This window comes from Rhodanobacter soli, from assembly GCF_039523495.1.
Classification (GTDB): Bacteria; Pseudomonadota; Gammaproteobacteria; order Xanthomonadales; family Rhodanobacteraceae; genus Rhodanobacter; species Rhodanobacter soli.
Genome location: NZ_BAAAFK010000001.1, coordinates 2647116 through 2665892, shown reverse-complemented (window position 1 = coordinate 2665892; position 18777 = coordinate 2647116). Strand labels below are relative to the sequence as shown.

The 18777-nt window shown below is 65.3% G+C and carries 18 protein-coding genes and 1 tRNA gene; 14 read left to right on the top strand and 5 right to left on the bottom strand.

The window, feature by feature from the left end:
* The first annotated feature begins 5 nt into the window (after nt 1-5).
* The 3 genes from ABD024_RS12185 (at nt 6) to ABD024_RS12175 (ending at nt 1897) form a co-directional block, all read left to right on the top strand.
* Entirely contained in the window at nt 6-746 is a 741-nt protein-coding gene (locus ABD024_RS12185; RefSeq protein ID WP_343852979.1) for a cytochrome c1, read from the top strand.
* A gap of 70 nt (nt 747-816) precedes the next feature.
* Nucleotides 817-1455, top strand: coding sequence for a glutathione S-transferase N-terminal domain-containing protein (locus ABD024_RS12180; RefSeq protein WP_343852976.1), 639 nt, complete (start codon nt 817-819; stop codon nt 1453-1455).
* Nucleotides 1442-1897 (top strand): ClpXP protease specificity-enhancing factor, encoded by a 456-nt coding sequence (locus ABD024_RS12175; RefSeq protein ID WP_343852974.1) that lies wholly within the window; start codon nt 1442-1444, stop codon nt 1895-1897. Before ABD024_RS12180 ends, ABD024_RS12175 begins: the two co-directional genes overlap by 14 nt.
* A gap of 45 nt (nt 1898-1942) precedes the next feature.
* On the opposite strand, the gene ABD024_RS12170 is transcribed toward ABD024_RS12175, so the two are convergent.
* The 4 genes from ABD024_RS12170 to ABD024_RS12155 form a co-directional block, all read right to left on the bottom strand.
* A complete protein-coding gene (locus tag ABD024_RS12170; RefSeq protein ID WP_343852971.1) occupies nt 1943-2347 on the bottom strand; it encodes a DUF3301 domain-containing protein in 405 nt (134 codons plus the stop codon).
* 43 nt (nt 2348-2390) lie between these two features.
* Nucleotides 2391-3248: a carboxylating nicotinate-nucleotide diphosphorylase gene (gene nadC, locus ABD024_RS12165; RefSeq protein WP_343852969.1), complete on the bottom strand. Its 858-nt coding sequence runs from the start codon at nt 3246-3248 to the stop codon at nt 2391-2393.
* A complete protein-coding gene (locus ABD024_RS12160) occupies nt 3245-5512 on the bottom strand; it encodes a DUF1631 domain-containing protein (protein ID WP_343852966.1) in 2268 nt (755 codons plus the stop codon). The genes nadC and ABD024_RS12160 overlap by 4 nt, the downstream gene beginning before the upstream one ends.
* Before the next feature lie 121 nt (nt 5513-5633).
* Nucleotides 5634-5903, bottom strand: a complete 270-nt coding sequence (locus ABD024_RS12155; RefSeq protein ID WP_343852964.1) for a Trm112 family protein — start codon at nt 5901-5903, stop codon at nt 5634-5636.
* A gap of 64 nt (nt 5904-5967) precedes the next feature.
* On the opposite strand from ABD024_RS12155, the gene purE reads away from it, so the two are divergent.
* Nucleotides 5968-6468: a 5-(carboxyamino)imidazole ribonucleotide mutase gene (purE, locus tag ABD024_RS12150; protein WP_343852962.1), complete on the top strand. Its 501-nt coding sequence runs from the start codon at nt 5968-5970 to the stop codon at nt 6466-6468.
* Nucleotides 6465-7625, top strand: coding sequence for a 5-(carboxyamino)imidazole ribonucleotide synthase (locus ABD024_RS12145; RefSeq protein ID WP_343852960.1), 1161 nt, complete (start codon nt 6465-6467; stop codon nt 7623-7625). Before purE ends, ABD024_RS12145 begins: the two co-directional genes overlap by 4 nt.
* Nucleotides 7626-7709: 84 nt before the next feature.
* Here ABD024_RS12145 and ABD024_RS12140 read toward each other — a convergent pair whose 3' ends face one another.
* Nucleotides 7710-8288, bottom strand: a complete 579-nt coding sequence (locus ABD024_RS12140) for a superoxide dismutase (RefSeq protein WP_343852958.1) — start codon at nt 8286-8288, stop codon at nt 7710-7712.
* Between the two features lie 113 nt (nt 8289-8401).
* Here ABD024_RS12140 and grxD point away from each other — a divergent pair, with 113 nt between their 5' ends.
* The 9 genes from grxD to ABD024_RS12095 all read left to right on the top strand — a co-directional run.
* A complete protein-coding gene (grxD, locus tag ABD024_RS12135; protein ID WP_343854679.1) occupies nt 8402-8725 on the top strand; it encodes a Grx4 family monothiol glutaredoxin in 324 nt (107 codons plus the stop codon).
* Nucleotides 8722-9492: an SDR family NAD(P)-dependent oxidoreductase gene (locus ABD024_RS12130; protein WP_343852956.1), complete on the top strand. Its 771-nt coding sequence runs from the start codon at nt 8722-8724 to the stop codon at nt 9490-9492. The genes grxD and ABD024_RS12130 overlap by 4 nt, the downstream gene beginning before the upstream one ends.
* A gap of 65 nt (nt 9493-9557) precedes the next feature.
* Nucleotides 9558-10157 (top strand): YhgN family NAAT transporter, encoded by a 600-nt coding sequence (locus tag ABD024_RS12125; RefSeq protein WP_343852954.1) that lies wholly within the window; start codon nt 9558-9560, stop codon nt 10155-10157.
* 97 nt (nt 10158-10254) lie between these two features.
* Nucleotides 10255-11967 (top strand): bifunctional ornithine lipid synthase OlsF, encoded by a 1713-nt coding sequence (olsF, locus tag ABD024_RS12120; RefSeq protein WP_343852953.1) that lies wholly within the window; start codon nt 10255-10257, stop codon nt 11965-11967.
* A gap of 365 nt (nt 11968-12332) precedes the next feature.
* Nucleotides 12333-15575 carry a TonB-dependent receptor gene (locus tag ABD024_RS12115; protein WP_343852951.1) on the top strand — a complete coding sequence of 1081 codons (3243 nt, stop codon included), beginning with the start codon at nt 12333-12335 and terminating at the stop codon, nt 15573-15575.
* Nucleotides 15576-15734: 159 nt separating this feature from the next.
* Entirely contained in the window at nt 15735-17135 is a 1401-nt protein-coding gene (gene ppnN, locus ABD024_RS12110) for a nucleotide 5'-monophosphate nucleosidase PpnN (RefSeq protein WP_343852948.1), read from the top strand.
* Nucleotides 17136-17205: 70 nt separating this feature from the next.
* Nucleotides 17206-17282, top strand: a tRNA-Asn gene (locus tag ABD024_RS12105).
* A gap of 218 nt (nt 17283-17500) precedes the next feature.
* Complete coding sequence (locus tag ABD024_RS12100) at nt 17501-18262, top strand: helix-turn-helix domain-containing protein (RefSeq protein ID WP_343852946.1); 762 nt, start codon at nt 17501-17503, stop codon at nt 18260-18262.
* A 125-nt stretch (nt 18263-18387) separates the two neighbouring features.
* On the top strand, nt 18388-18777 hold a 390-nt coding region (locus ABD024_RS12095), incomplete at its 3' end, for a cupredoxin domain-containing protein (RefSeq protein WP_486374861.1).

The window sequence follows — 18777 nt, the reverse complement described above, 5'->3', positions numbered from 1 at the left end:
TGCTAATGAAGCGATACATCTTCCCGGTGGCGTTGGCGTTCAGTCTGATCGTCGGCAGTGTGTCGGTGCATGCGGCGGAGGGCGGCGGGCTGCCCGAGGCCGGCACCAACGTGCAGGATCAGGCCTCGCTGCAGCGCGGCGCCAAGCTGTTCTTCAACTACTGCGTCGGCTGCCACTCACTGAAGTACATGCGTTACGAGCGGATCGCCACCGACCTGGGGCTGACCGAGCAGGACGTGATGCAAAACCTCAATTTCACCGGCGCCAAGTTCGGTGAGACCGTGGTTTCGCACATGCCCGAAGAGTCGGCCGCCAAGTGGTTCGGCAAGGCTCCGCCGGACCTGTCGCTGGAAGTGCGCGCGAAGGGCGCCGACTGGGTCTACGCCTATCTCAACTCGTTCTATCTGGACCCAAGCCGCCCGGTGGGCTGGAACAACACGGTGTTCCCGAACGCGTCGATGCCGTTCCCGCTGTGGGAACTGCAGGGCCTGCAGACTGCGGAAATGAAGCCGGCCAAGGCTGGCGAAGATCCGGCGGTGGAGAAGCTGGTGCTGTCGCAGCCGGGCAAGCTGACCCCGGCGCAATTCCAGCAGGCCAGTCGCGACCTGACGACCTTCCTGGAATACGCTTCCGAACCGGCTGCCCTGCAGCGTCATCACTACGGCATCTGGGTGCTGCTGTTCCTGGTGTTCTTCACCTTCCTGGCCGCCATGCTGAAGAAGGAATACTGGAAGGACGTCCACTGAGCCCGGATGGCATTATCCGACTGCGGCGGCCACGAGCCGCCGCAGTCGTCTCACCGATGGGGAATTGCGCATGGTCCCAAGCGCTCGCTCGCGTAGCGTACTGACGCTCTACACCACCGCCGACGACGTGCAATGTCATCGCGCCCGGCTGGTGCTGGCCGCCAAGGGGGTCAGCTACGAACGGGTACTGGTGGATCCGGCCAGGCCGCCGGAAGATCTGGTCGACCTGAACCCGTACGCCAGTACGCCGACTCTGGTCGATCGCGACCTGACCCTGTTCGATACCTCGGTGGTCTGCGAGTATCTCGACGAGCGCTATCCGCATCCGCCCCTGATGCCGATCGATCCGCAATCGCGCGCGCGCCTGCGGGTGGCCGCGGTGCGCATCGAGAAGGACTGGTTGACCGAGGTGGACATCATCCGCGCCGGCGGCCGTCCCGCGGATGCGGCGCGCAAGCGCCTGCGCGGGCACCTGCTGTCCTCGGTGCCGCTGTTCAAGGCCGCGAAGTTCTTCCTCAATCCGGAAATGAGTCTGGCCGACTGCCTGGTGGCACCGGTGATCTGGCGACTGCCCTGGCTGGGCGTGGAGCTGGGGCGTGAGGGCAAGCCGGTGATCGATTACGGCGAGCGTTTGTTTCATAGTCAGGGTTTTGCGCGCAGCATGACCGATCAGGAAAAGGCGATGCGGCAAGTCCATGAGCAAGAATGAAGCAGTACCGATGACCACCAACCGCCCGTACCTGCTGCGGGCGATCTATGACTGGATCAGCGACAACAACCTGACCCCGTACGTGCTGGTCGACGCCGGGTTCGCCGGCGTGCGGGTGCCGCCGCAGGTGGTCAAGAACGGCCAGGTGGTGCTCAACCTGGCAATGCGCGCGGTGGCGAACCTCGATCTCGGCAATGAGTGGATCAGTTTCCAGGCGCGTTTTTCCGGGGTCAGCCAGGCGATCCAGATCCCGGTGCAGGCGGTGCTGGCGCTGTACGCGCAGGAAAACGGGCAGGGCATGATGTTTCCGGCCGAGGAGGAGGGGGGCGACACACCGCCGTCCGCTCCCGAACCCGATGGCACCACACCGGCGCCAGGCGCCGCTGACGCTGGCGGCGACAAGCCGAAGCGCAGCACGCCGCATCTGCGGGTGGTCAAGTAGCAGTCGGCTGCCGCGTCCGCCGGGTCCGGCGGACGCCGGCGGTGCTCAGTTCAACCGGTCGCGCGGACGCGGGCGCAGCGGCACGACGTTGCCGGGCGGCGAGGGCAGGGCGTTCCGTGCGGCGACCTCCTCGTGCGGCAGCAACTCGATCGTGGGCAGGCTCAGGCTGCTGAGCGCGCTGCCGATCATCCACAGTCGACCGGGTTCGCGGTCGTGGCCGTCGATGCTCACCTCGAAACCGTAGCAGCGCTCGATCATGCGCAGGCCGTTGACACGGCGCAGGCGCACAGCGCGCAAGCCTACGGTTTCGTCGAGCAGTTGCAGGCCGTGCTGCTGGCATTGCTGGCGTGCTTCCTGCACGGCGCGTTCGCGCGCCACGCTGAGCTTCAGCCACAGCCCCACGATGGCGCCAAGCGCCAGCAGCAGCAACAGGTTGGAGAGGTCGCTCATACCCGCAGTGTGTGGGCGCAAGCGACCGGGTGCAAGCTGGTGTTCAGTCCAGCTGCAGGCGCAGCGACAGGTCGATGGCGTGCACGTGCTTGGTCAGCGCGCCGACCGAGATGAAGTCGACGCCGGTGCGTGCGTATTCGCCGATCGTGCGCAGGCCGACGTTGCCGGACACTTCCAGCGGCACGCGGCCGGCGGCGTGCTGCACTGCTTCGCGCATCTGCGCCAGTTCGAAGTTGTCCAGCATGATCCGGTCCACGCCGGCCTGCAGCGCCTGCTCCAATTCGTCGAGGCTCTCCACCTCGACCTCGATCAGCAGGTCCGGGTGCAGCCGACGCGCCGCCTGCACCGCGGCGGCGATGCTGCCGGCGGCGATGATGTGGTTTTCCTTGATCAGGATCGCGTCGTACAGGCCCATGCGCTGGTTGTGTCCACCGCCGCAGCGCACCGCATACTTCTGCGCCAGGCGCAGGCCGGGGATAGTCTTGCGGGTGTCCAGCACGCGTACCGCGGTGCCGGCAACGGCAGCGACATAGTCCGCGGTCGTCGTGGCGGTGGCGGACAGCAGTTGCAGGAAATTCAGCGCCGAGCGTTCCGCGGTCACCAGCGAACGGGCGTGTCCGGACAGACGGCAGATCACCGAACCGGGAGCGACCCGGTCGCCGTCGCGGACCTGCCAGTCGATCCGCACGGCCGGGTCGAACCAGCGGAAGCAGGCGTCGAACCATGCCGTGCCGGCGATCACCGCCGCATCGCGGCAGGTCAGCTCGGCATGGGCCTGGGCGTCGATTGGCAGCAATCCCGCGGTGGCGTCGCCCTGGCCGAGGTCTTCGGCGAGGGCGCGTTCGATATCGACGGCGATCTGGGCGGCGTCCGGCGCCGCGAACGATGGAGGCGGGCTCATTCGGCGGCTGTATTCGCGGCGGGCACCGTGCCTGGCTGGCTCAACTTGTCGACGATCGCGCTCATCGCGCGGTCGAACAGCGCGTTGGCGGCGAGCACGCGCGCCTGGCCGTCGGTGAGCAGCGTCGTCAGTTCCTGCGGCGAGTAGTCGGCCACCTTCAGGCCGCGCCGATTGACGAATAGGTAGCGGCCGCTCATCGGGCTGATCCATGAGAGCTTGGCGCGGGTCATCGGCTCGTCAGGCAGGCAGAACTCCAGCCAGGTGCCCGGCTGCAGTGCCTGTACCTGGTGCCATTCCGGACTGTCCAGCGGCACTTCGACGAGGTCTTCCTCGACGCTGTCCTGCGGCGTGGTGTTCTGGTCGATGACCGGCTGGATACTGTCGGGGATCGCCAGCATGGCGGCGTCTTCGTCGACGGTGACCACTTCGGTGGCATCCAGCGTCTCGCCGAGCTGCTGCCGGTAATAGGTGTGCAACTGACCCAGCAAGCGCTCGATGTCCTGTTCCTGAAATGCCACGTTTGCCAGGCCTTGGCGCAGCGCACGCTCGATTCCGGGCAGCATTTGCCGCAGTACCTGCCGGCTTTCCGAAGTGGCCGCTGGCTTGGTGCTGGCGATGAACTCATCGATGAAACGCAGCGCGCTCTTGAACTCGGGCGAGGTTTCGCCCTGGCGCAGCAGGGTAAGTACCAGATGGTTGGCCCAGGCTCGGGCCAGCACGCCGTGCACCAGCGGCGGCAGCTTGTGTTCGCCGATGCGGTCGAGGATCTCGCGGGCGGCGCGGCGGCGCGCCTGCTCGAGTTTCTCGCGGCCGCGGGTGGATTCGGCCACGCGCTGCTCGGCCAGTTCGGAGCGGCGCTTGTTGACGTCCTGGAACTGCTGCAGGTCGACCAGCAGGCGCTCGAAGATGCCCATGTCGTCGTCGAAGTCGTGCAGCAACTGGTCGACGGTCGACTTCACCTTGTCGTGCAGGCGGCGGTCGCGGTCGGACTCCTCCGACCAGCTCTTGGCCTGTTCGGCCAGACAGTCCAGCAGCCGGCGCGCCGGATGCTGGCGGTGTGCGAACAGCTTGCGGTCGAGGATCGCTGCCTTGAGGTAGGGGATCTGCAGCCGAGCCAGCATCACCTGCATCGTGGCCGGCAGGTTGCGATCTTCCAGGATGAATTCGAACAGCATGCCGACCAGGTCGATGGTGTCCTCATCGATGGTGGCGACGTGGCTGGGCCGCTCGCCGCGCAGCGCACCAAGCTGGGTCAGCAGCTGGCCCTTCAGCTGCAGCACCTCGCGGCTGAGCGCTGCGGCGTCGTCCGGCTGTGCGTACGGCAGCGGGCCGGCGCTGGCGATCTGGCTCTGCAGCACGCTGAGCGCGCCCAGCAATTCGTTCGCCGACGGCAGTGGGCCGCTTTGCAGCGCGTGCATGCCGACGTTGCCACCGACGGCAGGACCGCGGCGCGCGCTGAACAGCGCATGCAGGGTCTGCAACAGGTCGCTGGGGATGTCGCTGGCCGCCTCGTCCGTCGTTCCGGTCGCCTGGCTGGCGGCGCCTGCGGCCTTCGCGTCGCCACGCAGCACTTCGTGGCGCAGCTGCGGCAGCACGCCGGCGCGCACCAGTTCGGTATTGATCTCCTGGTAGAGCTCTTCCAGCGACGACAGTACGTAGCGGTCGAACAGTTTGTAGATGATCAGCTTGACCCGCATGTCGGCGCTGAGCTCATGCAGCGCCTGGCGGAACGCCTGTGCCAGGATCGCCGGCGCCACCGGGTTGCTGGCGTCCTCGACCTTGCGGCCGCCGCAGATCACCGACAGCCGCTGGTTGACCGCGAACAGGTCGCGCGACAGCCGCGATTCGTTCTTGCCGATCATGCTGGTGATCGCCAGCGACTCTTCCAGCTCGTTGTCGGCCACCAGCGTCAGCTCGACAGTGCCAAACGACATCGACGGGCCAGCCGCCTGCTGCGGCGGGTGGGCCAGTTCGCCGATGTGGCGACTGATCGCACCCAGGAAACTGCGTTCCACCGCCGGGCGACGCTTGCGCACTTCGCGCATGCCGTCGAAGTAGTGCATCTGGGCGGCGTTGTTCTCGGCCTTCTCGGCCAGGTCGAACAGTGCGTCATCGACGCGTTCGAAGGCGTTGCCGACCCATTGCTGCAAGCGCTTGCTGGCGATGTCGCGCACGGCACCCAGCAATTCGCCGACGCGCTCGCTGGTCGGGTCCAGGCGCTGGCTCAGGTTGATGACGCGGGATGGATCACTGGCTTCGTTCATCGCCAAACCCCTGAAACATTGCGATGCGCAGCTGAACCCAGGACGGGCCGCGCAGGTGTTGACGATAAGGCAAAGCGGGTGTCCGTGTCATGCGTGGGCTTCCGCCACCGCCGGCGCGGCTTCAGGCCGCGGGAAAATCGGTCAGCTGGATGGTGCCGATGCCTTCCTCGGGCAGCATCACCGGGATGCCGTCCTCGACCCGGTAGATCACCTTGTGGTCAGTGGTGATCAGGCCCTCGCTGATCCGTTCGCGCACGGCGACGCCGGCCACGGTATCGACCTTGCCGGCGCCGATCGCATCGTTCAGCGCATCGAGTTCGCGCTTGCCCAGCGGGCGCAACGGCATTTTGCTGACCGGGCAGCACAGGATATCGAGTAGGCGCTTGTCCATGGATCGCTTGGGTGTGCTAGGGCAGGGAAAGCCCGTACAATAGCCGTTTTTGGACGGTCCGGCCATGACTGGAACAAGCAGACCGCGCATCGGCGTCGTGATGGGCTCGCGTTCGGATTGGGAAACCATGCAGCACACTGCGAACGTGCTGACCGAGCTGAGCGTGGCGCATGAAGTGCGGGTGGTTTCCGCCCATCGCACGCCGGATTTGCTGTTCAGCTACGCCGAGCAGGCTCCGGCGCGCGGCATCCAGGTGATCATCGCCGGTGCCGGTGGCGCCGCTCACCTGCCCGGCATGCTGGCGGCGAAGACCCGCCTGCCCGTGTTCGGCGTGCCGGTGCAGTCGCAGGCGTTGAACGGGATGGATTCGCTGCTGTCGATCGCGCAGATGCCGGCCGGCATCCCGGTCGGCACCCTGGCGATCGGCCGTGCCGGCGCGGTGAATGCCGGCCTGCTGGCCGTGGCGGTGCTGGCGTTGCACGATCCGGCGCTGGCTGCGGCGCTGGACAATTGGCGCGCACGCCAGACCCAGGCCGTGATCGAGCAGCCGGACCCGCGCCGATGAGCGAACGGCGACAGCCCGTGCTGGGCGTGCTCGGTGGTGGGCAGCTGGCGCGCATGCTGGCGCTGGCGGCGGCACCGCTGGGTGTGAAGACCCTGGCGGTGGACAGTTCCGCCGACGCCTGTGCGGGCCAGGTGGCGCCGCTGGTGGTGGCCGACTGGACCGACTATGCCGCGCTGGAGGCATTCGCCGCCCGGGTCGACGTGGTCACCTTCGATTTCGAGAACGTGCCGGCCGAGACGGCGCACTGGCTGGCCGAACGGGTGGCGGTGTTCCCCGCACCGCATGCTTTGGCGGTGACGCAGGATCGCCTGGCCGAGAAGACCCTGTTCCGTGAGTGCGGCCTGCCCACCCCGGACTTCATGACGGTGGACACGCGCGAGCAACTGGACCTGGCGCTGGCCACGGTCGGCGCGCCGGCGATCCTGAAGACGCGCCGGCTCGGCTACGACGGCAAGGGCCAGTTCCGGCTGCGCGAGTTGGCGGATGCGGATGCGGCATGGGCTGCGCTCGGTGTGCAGGCGTCGAAGCATGGCCTGATCCTGGAAGCGTTCGTGCCGTTCGAGCGGGAACTGTCGGTACTCGCCGTACGCGGTCGCGACGGCGATTTCCGCACCTGGCCGTTGACCCGCAACTGGCACGTCGACGGCGTGCTGTCGATGAGCCTGGCGCCGGCGCCGGACATCGAGCTGCTGCAGCCGCGCGCCACCGAACTGGCCCGCACCTTGGCCGAGCGGCTGGGCTACGTCGGCGTGTTCGCGCTGGAGCTGTTCGTCAGGGACGGGGAGCTATTGGGCAACGAGATGGCGCCGCGGGTGCACAACTCCGGCCACTGGACCATCGAGGGCGCGCACACCAGTCAGTTCGAGAACCACGTGCGCGCGGTGCTCGGCCTGCCGCTGGGCGACACCGGTGCGCGCGGCATGTCGGCGATGTTCAACTGGATCGGTGATCTGCCTGACACCTCGGCAGTGCTGCAGGCGGTCGACGCGCACTGGCACGACTACGGCAAGCAGGCCCGGCCGGGCCGCAAGGTAGGTCATGCCACCGTGTGCACGCCCGATGCCGGCCAGCTGGCAGCGCGATTGGGCGGAATTGCCCGTGCCCTCGGGCGCGAGGCGCAGGTGGCGCCGGTGCTGCAGGTGCTGGATCTGCTGTAGTAGCGCCCGCCGTGGTGCATTGAAGAGCCGATAAAAAAACGGAGCCGTCGCCGGCTCCGTTTTTTTTGCATGGATGTCGGAGAATCAGGCCAGGTTGCTGGCCGCGAATTCCCAGTTCACCAGGTTCCAGAACGCTTCGACGTACTTCGGGCGCGCGTTGCGGTAGTCGATGTAATAGGCGTGTTCCCACACGTCGGTGGTGAACAGCGGCTTGTCGCTGCCGGTGATCGGGGTCGCCGCGTTCGAGGTGTTGACGATGCCGAGCGAGCCGTCCGGGCGCTGCACCAGCCAGGTCCAGCCGGAGCCGAAGTTGCCGGCGGCGGACTTGCTGAATTCCTCCTTGAACTTGTCGAACGAGCCGAACGCCTTGTTGATCGCGTCGGCCAGCTTGCCGCTCGGTGCACCGCCGCCCTTCGGGCTCATCGAATTCCAGTAGAACGTATGGTTCCAGATCTGCGCGGCGTTGTTGAACACGCCGCCGGACGACTTCCTGATGATTTCCTCGAGCGGCGCGTTCGCGAACTCGGTGCCTTCGATCAGCTTGTTGAGGTTGGTCACGTACGCCTGGTGATGCTTGCCGTAGTGGTACTCCAGCGTTTCGGCGGAAATGTGCGGCTCCAGTGCGTTTTTTTCGTACGGAAGCGGGGGAAGTTCGATCGCCATGATGAGGCTCCTTAGCGGTGGCTGGGGGAGATGTGTCGGCGCAGCGGACGGCAGCCGACGGGTGACTGATACAATATCGGTCTGCCTGCATTGTAAAGATGAATCACCAAGCTATGGACATCAACGAGCAAATCAAGGCGATGCTGGCCGCGCATCCCATCGTGCTTTTCATGAAAGGCACGCCCGAATTTCCGATGTGCGGCTTTTCCAGCCGCGCGGCCCAAGCGCTGACCGAAGCCGGCGCCGCGTTCCACGCGGTGAATGTGCTGGCCGATCCGCAGATCCGCGCCGCGCTGCCGCACTTCTCGAACTGGCCGACCTTCCCGCAGTTGTTCATCCAGGGCGAGCTGATCGGCGGCTGCGATATCATCGAGGACCTGAACTCCTCCGGCGAGTTGTCGCGCATGGCCAGCGACGTGGCCGGGGTGGCGCCTTGACGACGCTGCCGGTTGCCCGACTGCCGGCCGGTTGGCAGCCGACCGCCGCTACCTTGGCCGATCGCGTGGTGCTGGTGACCGGCGCCTACGGCGGGCTTGGCGGCGCGGTGGCGCGCGCGGCGTCGCGCGCCGGCGCCACCGTGGTGGTCACCGGCAAGCGCAAGCGCCAGCTCGAACAACTGTACGACGCGATGCTGGCCGAAGGTCTGGCCGAGCCGGTGATCCATCCGCTGGACATGGAGGTGGCTACGCCGCGCGAATACGTCGCGCTGGCCGAGGGGCTGGAGCGCGACTTCGGCCGGCTCGACGGCATCGTGCACGCGGCCGTCAGTTTCGGCGGCTTGACCCCGATCAGCATGCACAAGCCCGATGCCTGGCTGCGCGCGATGCACGTCAACGTGAACGCGCCATTCGCGCTGACCCAGGCCTGCCTGCCGCTGCTGACCCAGGCCGGCGACAGCGCCGTGGTATTCGTGCTGGACGATCCCGAACTGCTGCAGCGTGCGCACTGGGGCGCATACGGCGCGTCGAAGGCGGCGCTGGAGCGGTTCGTGTCGATCCTGCACGAGGAAACCGATAGCGGCCCGCTGCGTACCCATGCGATGCTGCCCGGGCCGATGCGCACGGCGCTGCGACAGTTGGCGTATTTCGGCGAAGACATCCTGCAGCGGCCGTTGCCGGATGCGGCAGCCACGGCGGCGGTCTATCTGCTCAGTGCGCAAGGTGCGGCGGCACGTGGCGCGATGCTGGATTTGCGGGTCGGCTGAACGGTTGCCCGGCGGCGCCGGCGTGGCGTCCGCCCAACTAAAAAGGAGTTGAGATGGAATCGCAGATGACCACATTGTCGGCGGGCATCCTGCTGTTCCTGATCATGGACCCGCTGGGCAATATCCCGCTGTTCCTGAGCCTGCTGAAGGACGTGCCGCCGAAGCGTCGTCGCCATGTCATGGTGCGCGAACTGCTGATCGCGTTAGGCGTGTTGCTGGCGTTCCTGTTCGGCGGCCAGTACATCCTCAAGCTGCTGCAGCTGAAGCAGGAGTCGATCAGCATCGCCGGTGGCATCGTGCTGTTCCTGATCGGCATCCGCATGGTGTTTCCGCCGGCCGACGGCAGCGGCATCTTCGGCAAGTCCGGCGGCGGCGAACCGTTCATCGTGCCGATGGCGATACCCGGCGTGGCCGGCCCCTCGGCGATGGCGGCGCTGCTGCTGCTGACGAACACCCAACCCGGCCGCACCGCCGACTGGACGATCGCGCTGCTGCTGGCGTGGCTGGCCAGTTCGGTGATCCTGCTCAGTGCGACCTACCTGTTCCGCTGGCTCGGCGAGAGCGTGCTGACTGCGCTGGAGCGTGTGATGGGCATGCTGCTGATCGCGCTGTCGGTGCAGATGTTCATGGCCGGCGTGGCGTCGTTCCTGCACATGAGCATTTGAAACGGCGACGTCGTCGAATTGTCGCAAGCGTCGCTTCGGGTGATCGTGCTGCTGTCATAATCGGCCGCCAGGATGGGGGGAATCCGAGGAGGCAGACATGCTGAGTATCGAACAGTCCCTTGTCGAACGATTGCCATGGCTGGCGCAGTACCCGCGCATCCGCCGGCCGATGGCGGGCATGCTCGGGCGCCTGGCCGACGAAGACGGTTTCAACCGCGTACTGGACCGGGTCGGTACCGCCGAGGGCTTCGATTTCGTCGATCGCGTGCTGGACGTGCTCGGCACCAGCCATCACGTCAATCCGCGCGATCTCGAAAACATTCCCGTCGATGGCTCGCTGCTGGTGGTGGCCAACCATCCGCTGGGCATGCAGGACGCGCTGGCGATGCTGCAGATGATCGGTTCGGTGCGCCGCGACGTGCGCATCCTCGGCAATGACTGGCTGGCCACGGTGCCGCAACTGGGCAAACTGCTGCTGCCGGTGGACGTGTTCGGCAAGGGCGCCGCCTCAAGCCTGCGCGGCATCTATCGTGCACTGCAGAATGGCGAGGCGCTGATCGTGTTTCCTGCCGGCGAGGTCTCGCGCGTGCGCCCCGACGGTGTGCGCGATGGCCACTGGTCGGACGGTTTCGCCCGGCTATCGTTGCGCAGCAAGGTACCCGTGCTGCCGGTGCATATTTCGGCGCGCAATTCGGCGATGTTCTATGGCCTGTCGATGCTGGCCCGGCCGTTGAGTACGGCGATGCTGCCGCGCGAGGCGGTGGCGCCGGGCAAGCGGCGAATCGGTTTCAGCATCGGCGCGCTGGTCGGCGCCCAGGAGCTTGCTCGGCGCAGCGGCGATTCGCCGGCACAGGCGGCGAAGCTGATGCGCCGGCATGTCTACCGGGTCGGCCAGCATCGCGGCCTGGTCTTTGGCGGCCAGGCGCCGCTGGCACTGCCCGAGCCGGCCGATCAGGTTGCTGCGGAACTGGCGCGCTGCGAGAAACTGGCCGATCTCGGCGACGGCAAGCAGGCCTGGCTGTTCAGGGGCACGCCCGACAGCGCGGTGATGCGCGAAATCGGCCGGTTGCGCGAGCTGACCTTCCGCAAGGTCGGCGAGGGCACCAACGCGCGGCGTGACCTGGATGCCTACGATCAGCATTACGAGCACCTGGTGCTGTGGGATCCGCAGGTCTTGCGCATCGTCGGCTCCTACCGCTTTGGCCACGGCGGACGGCTGATTGCCGAGCGCGGCATGACCAGCCTGTATACCTCCAGCCTGTTCAACTACTCGCCGGCGCTGGAATCACGGCTGGCGCAGGGTCTGGAACTGGGGCGCAGTTTCATCGCGCCGGCCTACTGGCGTTCGCGCGCGCTGGACCAACTGTGGCAGGGCATCGGCCTGTACCTGCAACGGCATCCCGAACTGCGTTACCTGTTCGGTCCGGTCAGCATGTCGATGAGCCTGCCGCGCGAGGCGCGCGAGTGGATCGCCGCGGCGCACCAGCATTATTTCGGTGCGCCGGGCCTGGCAGCCGCACGCCAGCCTTTCGTGGTCTCGCCTGAAGTGGTGCAAGGTGTGCGCGCGGCGCTGGAGGGGCTCGACGCCACCGCCGGCCTGGGCAAGCTGAAACACCATCTGGATGCGTTGGGCGTCAGCATGCCAGTGCTGTATCGCCAGTATGTCGACCTGGTCGAGCCCGCTGGCGTGCAGTTCCTCGACTTCGGCGAAGACCCAGGTTTTTCCGGTTGTGTGGACGGCCTGGTGATGCTGGACCTGGCAAACCTGAAGCCGGCGAAACGTGCGCGCTATCTCGGCAAGAATGGTTGATCCGGTATCAGGCGGCGTGCCGGATCTGGTGTAGCGGGGCAGCCATGGAAGTGGCTGTTTTGCATCCATCCGGCTGATTTCAAACGGTTTGTATCGTGGTTTTGGGGGATGTAGGCAACCCCAGTTGACGTGTAAACGTTACAAAAATGTCATACAATGCCGTTAAAATGGCTTAACAATCGCCGCAGGCGGGAAGGTCCGGCGAGTTGAAGTCTTGCGGATCCATGGCTCCATGGACTCGCTGCAACACCACAACCGGGGTCACGGATCGTGTCGATGTTGCGCCTGGCTTGCGCCGGGCGAGGTCACGTTTTTGGCCCTCAAACAAGAGTTTTTTTCGTTGCGAGCCTGAGGGTCGATCAAGAATGAACAGCCGAATTCGCGCCAAACTCCTGCCATTTGCCATTGCTTCATTGCTGGCGGCGTCGGTGCCTGCCCTCGCGCAGGACACCTCCTCCTCGATCAGCGGCCGCGTGCTTGACGCGAACGGCCAGCCGGTCGCCGGCGCCACCGTGCAGATCGTGCATGAGCCGTCGGGCACGACCAAGATCACCACCACCGATGCGGATGGTCGTTACTCGGCGCAGGGTCTGCGCGTGGGCGGTCCCTTCGACGTGACGGCATCCAAGGCTGGTCTGACCCAGGCCGAGCAGGACAAGGTCTACCTGCAGTTGTCGCAGAGCACCGCGGTGAACCTGACCATGGGCGCGGTGGAAGCGAAGAATCTGGAAGGCGTGACCGTTTCGGCCAGTGCGTTGGCGCAGACCTTCACGCCGGACAACAAGGGTCTCTCGACCAACGTGTCGCAGCGCGAGTTGCAAGCCGCACCGACGCCGGGTCGTTCGATCCAGGATATTGCCCGCCTCGATCCGCGCATCGTCATCACCGATCGCGGTGACGGCTCGATGTCGACGATGGGCCAGAACAGCCGTTACAACAACATCAGCGTCGACGGCGTCTCCGTCGGCGACCCGTTCGGCCTGAACTCGAATGGCATGCCGTACATCGGCTCGCCAGTGTCCACAGACACCATCGAGGAATACAACATCTCGACCGCGAACTTCGACGTGGCTTCCGACACCGTCGGCGCCAACATCAACGCGGTGACCAAGAGCGGCACAAACGAGTTCCACGGCTCGGTGTATTACGCGTACCGCAATGCCGACAAGCTGGTCGGCAACGCCGGCTGGCTCGACAAGGATCGCGGCTACAAGGGTTACAAGAGCGACTGGACCGCCGGCGCGACGCTGGGCGGTCCGATCATCAAGGACAAGCTGTTCTTCTTCGCGAACTTCGAGAAGGAAAAGACCGTCGGCCTGGGTGCCGACTCGGCCAACGGCCTGGATCCGTCGCTGACCGGCGCGTCGACATCGAACAAGGTCTCGCCCAGCGACTTGAACCGCATCATCGACACGGCCAAGAGTCTCGGCCTGACCCCGGGCACCTTCAGCGGTGGCAACGTCGACCTGGAGGACAAGCGTTACCTGATGAAGCTGGACTGGAACATCGCCGACAACCATCGCGCGAGCCTGTCCTATCAGCGTACGAAGGAAACCCAGCCGATCGTGCAGGGTAACTCGTCCACCTCCATCGGCCTGACCAGCTACTGGTACACCAAGAACAGCGACACCAAGAACACCGTGCTGCAGGTGTTCGACGACTGGACCGGCAACTTCTCCACCGAAGCCAAAATCGGCTATTCGCAGTTCTCGCAGGTGCGGACGGTCGATACCCAGCAGCCGCAGGTCTTTGTCAATCTGGGTGCTGGCGGCAAGGCGCCGTTCGTGGATCTGGGCGAGGACCAGTTCAGCCATTACAACGTGCTGGACATCAAGACTTGGAAGGCGCTGTTCGCCGGCACACTGTATCTGGATGAGCACACCATCAAGGGTGGCGTCGACTTCCAGCAGAACAAGATCTACAACCTGTTCGGCCGTACCCAGTTTGGCGCCTACACATTCTGGGGCATCGACAACTTCGAGAAGGGTATCTACAACTCGTACAACATCTACCAGCCGGCCTCGGGCTACACGCTGGACGATGTGGCCGCCGCCTGGACGTTGCGCCAGTATGGGTTCTTTCTGCAGGACACCTGGCAACCGACGAGCAACCTGTCGGTGCAGTACGGCGTGCGCGTCAACCTCAACAAGACGGGTGACAAGCCTGTCTACAATCCGACGTTCACCAACGCCTTCGGCTATCGCAACGACAACACCATCGACGGCATGAAATTGATCGAGCCACGCCTGTCGTTCAACTACAACTTCGACAGCGAGCGGATGATGCAGATCCGTGGTGGCGTGGGCCTGTTCCAGTCCAACCCGCCGACCGTGTGGATGACCAATCCGTACCAGAACAACGGCATGACCACGGCTACCTACCAGGTGTTCAATGACGACAGCCTGCAGCCGGGCGTAGGCAATGATCTGCCGATGTTTAGCCCGAATCCGTTCGCGCAGAACCTGCCGCCGCCGGCCAGCTCGAAGATGAACGTCGACACGGTCGACCCGAACTTCCAGCTGCCGTCCGTGTGGAAGGTGAGCCTGGCGTTCGATCGCGAGCTGCCGTGGTTGGGCACGATTTTCTCGGCCGAATACCAGCGGATCATCACGCGCAACGGCATCCTCTACCAGAACATCAACATCGGCGATCCGAACGGCACGCTGCCGGACGGCCGCAATAATTACTACAAGATGCTGGGCCAGGCGCCGAAGTCGGGCGATGCGCGCACGAATGCCAACCCGGCATTCTCCGGCACGTCGACCCTGCTGACCAACACTCACAAGGGCCGCGCCGAAGCATTGACGCTGTCGCTGAAAAAGCCGTTCTCGGAGAGCTGGTTCGGCAGCGTGGGCGTGACCTTCGGCAATGCAACCGAGGTGAACCCGGGTACCTCCAGCCAGGCGAGTTCGAACTACTCCAACAGTGCCTGGGTGAACCCGAACGAGGACGTGGCTTCGACGTCGAACTATGCGATCAAGCAGCGCCTGAATGCCTCGTTGACCTGGCAGCACCGCTTCTTCGGCGACTACGTGACCAGCGTCAGCGCGTTCTATGACGGTCACAGCAGCCAGCCGTACAGCTGGACGTTCGGCAACGATGCCAACGGCGACTCCTACAGCACCGATCTGGTCTATATCCCGCGCGCGGGCGAAGTGAGCTTCAAGGCCAATACCAGCCAGGCCGTGATCGATCAGTTCTTCAACTTCATCCAGAGCGATTCCTACCTGAAGGATCACCAAGGTGCCATTGCGGGCCGCAACCGTGCGACCTCGGCTTGGGTGAACCAGGTGGATCTGAGCTTCCGCCAGGAAGTGCCCGGCATCTTCAAGGGCAACAAGGGCGAATTGCGCCTGGACATCTACAACTTCATGAACCTGCTGAACAACGACTGGGGTCAGCAGAGCTATGTGGGCTTCCCGTACACCCGTACGCTGGCCAGCTACGAAGGCGTGGATGCGGACGGCAAGTACATCTACTCGCTGCCCACCGACAAGAACGGCAACTACCAGCCAGGCCAGAAGATCATTTACGACGCCGGTCGCAACACCAAGACCAATGTGGTGTCGCGCTGGTCGGCGATGGTCACGCTGCGCTACACGTTCTGAGCGCATCGGTGGTTTGAAACCTGGAGCCGGTGCCCTTGCGGGCACCGGTTTTTTTGTGCGTACGCTTGACCATGTGCGATCGGCGCGGGAAGCTACGCGGCCTGTCCCGCTCGGCGCAGGCGCACGATCCGCGAAGAGCGGCCAAGGAGAACAATTCGAATGAATGACACACATTCCGGCGCGCCGGCAAAGCCCGGCACCGTCAGCGCGCGTATCTCGCCGATCGGCGGCCTGGATGTTCTTTCCCGCAACGAGGTGGCGCGCCTGCGCGGCGCCAGCGGCTCGGGCCTGCATGCGCTGCTGCGGCGCTGTGCGCTGGCGGTGCTGACTTCCGGCAACATCGGCGACGACCCGCGGGCGATCCTGGAGCAGTATCCGGATTTCGACATCCAGGTGCTGCAGCAGGATCGCGGGATGAAGATCGAGCTGTCGAACGCGCCGGCGCAGGCGTTCGTGGACGGCCAGATCATCCGCGGCATCAACGAGCTGCTGGTCGCGGTGGTGCGTGACATCGTCTACGTGTCGACCCAGCTGGAACAGATCGGCTACGACCTGGATGCCTCCGCCGCGCTGACCCAGAGCGTGTTCGAGATCCTGCGCAACGCGCGCATCCTCAAGCCGCAGGTCGACCCGAACCTGGTGGTGTGCTGGGGCGGCCACTCGATCTCGCGCCAGGAGTACGACTACACCAAGCTGGTCGGTTACCAGCTCGGCCTGCGCGGGCTGGATATCTGCACCGGCTGCGGCCCGGGGGCGATGAAGGGGCCGATGAAAGGCGCGACCATTTCGCATGCCAAGCAGCGGCGCCGGCACAACCGCTACATCGGCGTCACCGAGCCGGGCATCATCGCGGCCGAATCGCCGAACCCGATCGTCAACCACCTGGTGATCATGCCGGACATCGAGAAGCGGCTGGAGGCCTTCGTGCGCCTGGGCCACGGCATCATCGTGTTCCCCGGCGGCGTCGGCACGGCCGAGGAAATCCTCTACCTGCTCGGCATCCTGCTGCATCCGGACAACGCCGGTACGCCGTTCCCGCTGATCTTCACCGGGCCGCGCCAGTCGGCCGCCTATTTCGAGCAGATCGACCGCTTCCTGCGGCTCAGCCTGGGCGACGAGGTGGCCCGGCACTACCAGATCATCATGGACGATGCGGAGACGGTGGCGCGGACCATGATCAAGGGCCTCGAGAAGGTGCGTCACAACCGGCTGGACACCAAGGACGCATTCTTTTTCAACTGGGCGCTGCAGATCCCGCTGGAATTCCAGCAACCGTTCCGCCCCACCCATGAGGCGATGCGCGCGCTGCAGATCCACCACGAACGTCCGCGGCACGAGTTGGCAGCGGATCTGCGCCGGGCGTTTTCCGGCATCGTCGCCGGCAACGTGAAGGAGGAGGGCGTGCAGGCGATCGAGCAGCACGGCCCATTCGTCATCGACGGCGATGCGGACATCATGCGGGCGCTGGACAAGCTGCTGCAGGCGTTCGTCGAACAGCATCGGATGAAGCTTCCCGGCGGCACCGCGTACGAGCCGTGCTACCGGGTACTGAACGCCTGAAAAAAAGTGCGGCGACCGTTCCGCGACGGCTTGACAGTTCGCCGCACGCTCAGCAAACTACGCAGCTCACGCCCGAATAGCTCAGCTGGTTAGAGCACTTGACTGTTAATCAGGGGGTCGCTGGTTCGAGTCCAGCTTCGGGCGCCAAATGCAAGCAAGGGTCGGCAGCAATGCCGGCCCTTGTTCTTTTTGTGCCGTGCAAACAGGCACGAATGCCCTGGTGCGGCGTCATGGCACGCAGGTCGCCCCACGACGGTCACCGCCATTGCGTATCATCGCGATATATTTCGCCGTGCGTTGGCGTACCGGCCATGGCCGGTGCCAACCATGCCTGATTTGATCCGCGCGATGCCCACAGGTCCCCCATGCGCCGCAACAACCCGGCAGGCCGCCTGCCCGAGCCACCCAATCCGATAGCCGACGATGGTGACGAGACCCACTTCTGTCGCACCTGCGCGTTCTCCGGGGCATGCATCGCGGAAGGCTACGGCAAGCCGGAGCTGCTCGAGTTGCACTGCCTGGTCGAGCATGTCGGGCCGTTCCATGCCGGCGAGCACATTTTCCGTACCGGCGACCCGTTCCGCTCGATCTTCGCGGTGCGCGCCGGCACGGTGAAGACCAGCATGGTCGACCCCGAGGGACACGAACAGGTGCTCGGCTTCTACTTGCCCGGCGAGGTGATCGGGCTCAACGCGATCTACCCAGACCAGTTTCCGTGCGACGCGGTCGCGCTGGATACCGCCTATTTCTGCCGCTTCTCGTTTCCCGCGATGAGCGCGCTGGCCACGCGCATGCCAGCGGTACAGCAGCGACTGTTCCGGCTGATCAGCAAGGAACTGGGCATGGCCACCTTGCTCGCCGGCGACCACAATGCCGACATGCGCATGGCCGCTTTCCTTGCCGATCTGGCGGCACGCTACGAGGAGCGCGGCTTTTCCGGTACGCGCTTCCATCTCAGCATGTCGCGTGGCGACATTGCCAACTACCTGCGGCTGGCGGCCGAGACGGTGAGCCGCGTGCTCAGCCGTTTCCGCCAGCAGGGTCTGATCGAACTCGAGGGGCGCGAAATGCTGTTGCGCGACCCCGAGGGGTTGCGCCAGATCGGCAGGAATCTGCTGTCGCACTGAACGCCTTCGCGGCAGCTGCGGCGGCTTGACGCACTCGCCGTTTTCCATCGACAGGAATGACGTACGTCAAGCGCGCTTCCTGACGTCTCCCTAGGCTTGCACGCAGAAACCACAGGGAGAAACCCATGTCACGTTCGTTGTTCATTGTCCTGGCCACGGCCGGCGCGCTGGCGCTCGCTGGTTGCTCCGGCAAGCCATCCGCGATGTCGCCGGTGGGGCAGGCTGACGCCAGTCCCGCCGCGATCGCCGCCACCCACGGCGACTTCGGTCCGCCGCAGGGCGAGCCGATCCACGCGGTGCTGACCAGCCCGCCGCACGTGCCGCCGCCGGTCAACCGCAACTACCCGGCGAAGGTGATCGTCGAGCTGGAAGTGATCGAGAAGGAGATGCCGATCTCCGAGGGCGTGAGCTACACGTTCTGGACCTTCGGCGGCACCGTGCCGGGCAGCTTCATCCGGGTGCGCCAGGGCGACACGGTGGAGTTCCACCTGAAGAACGCGCCGGACAGCAAGATG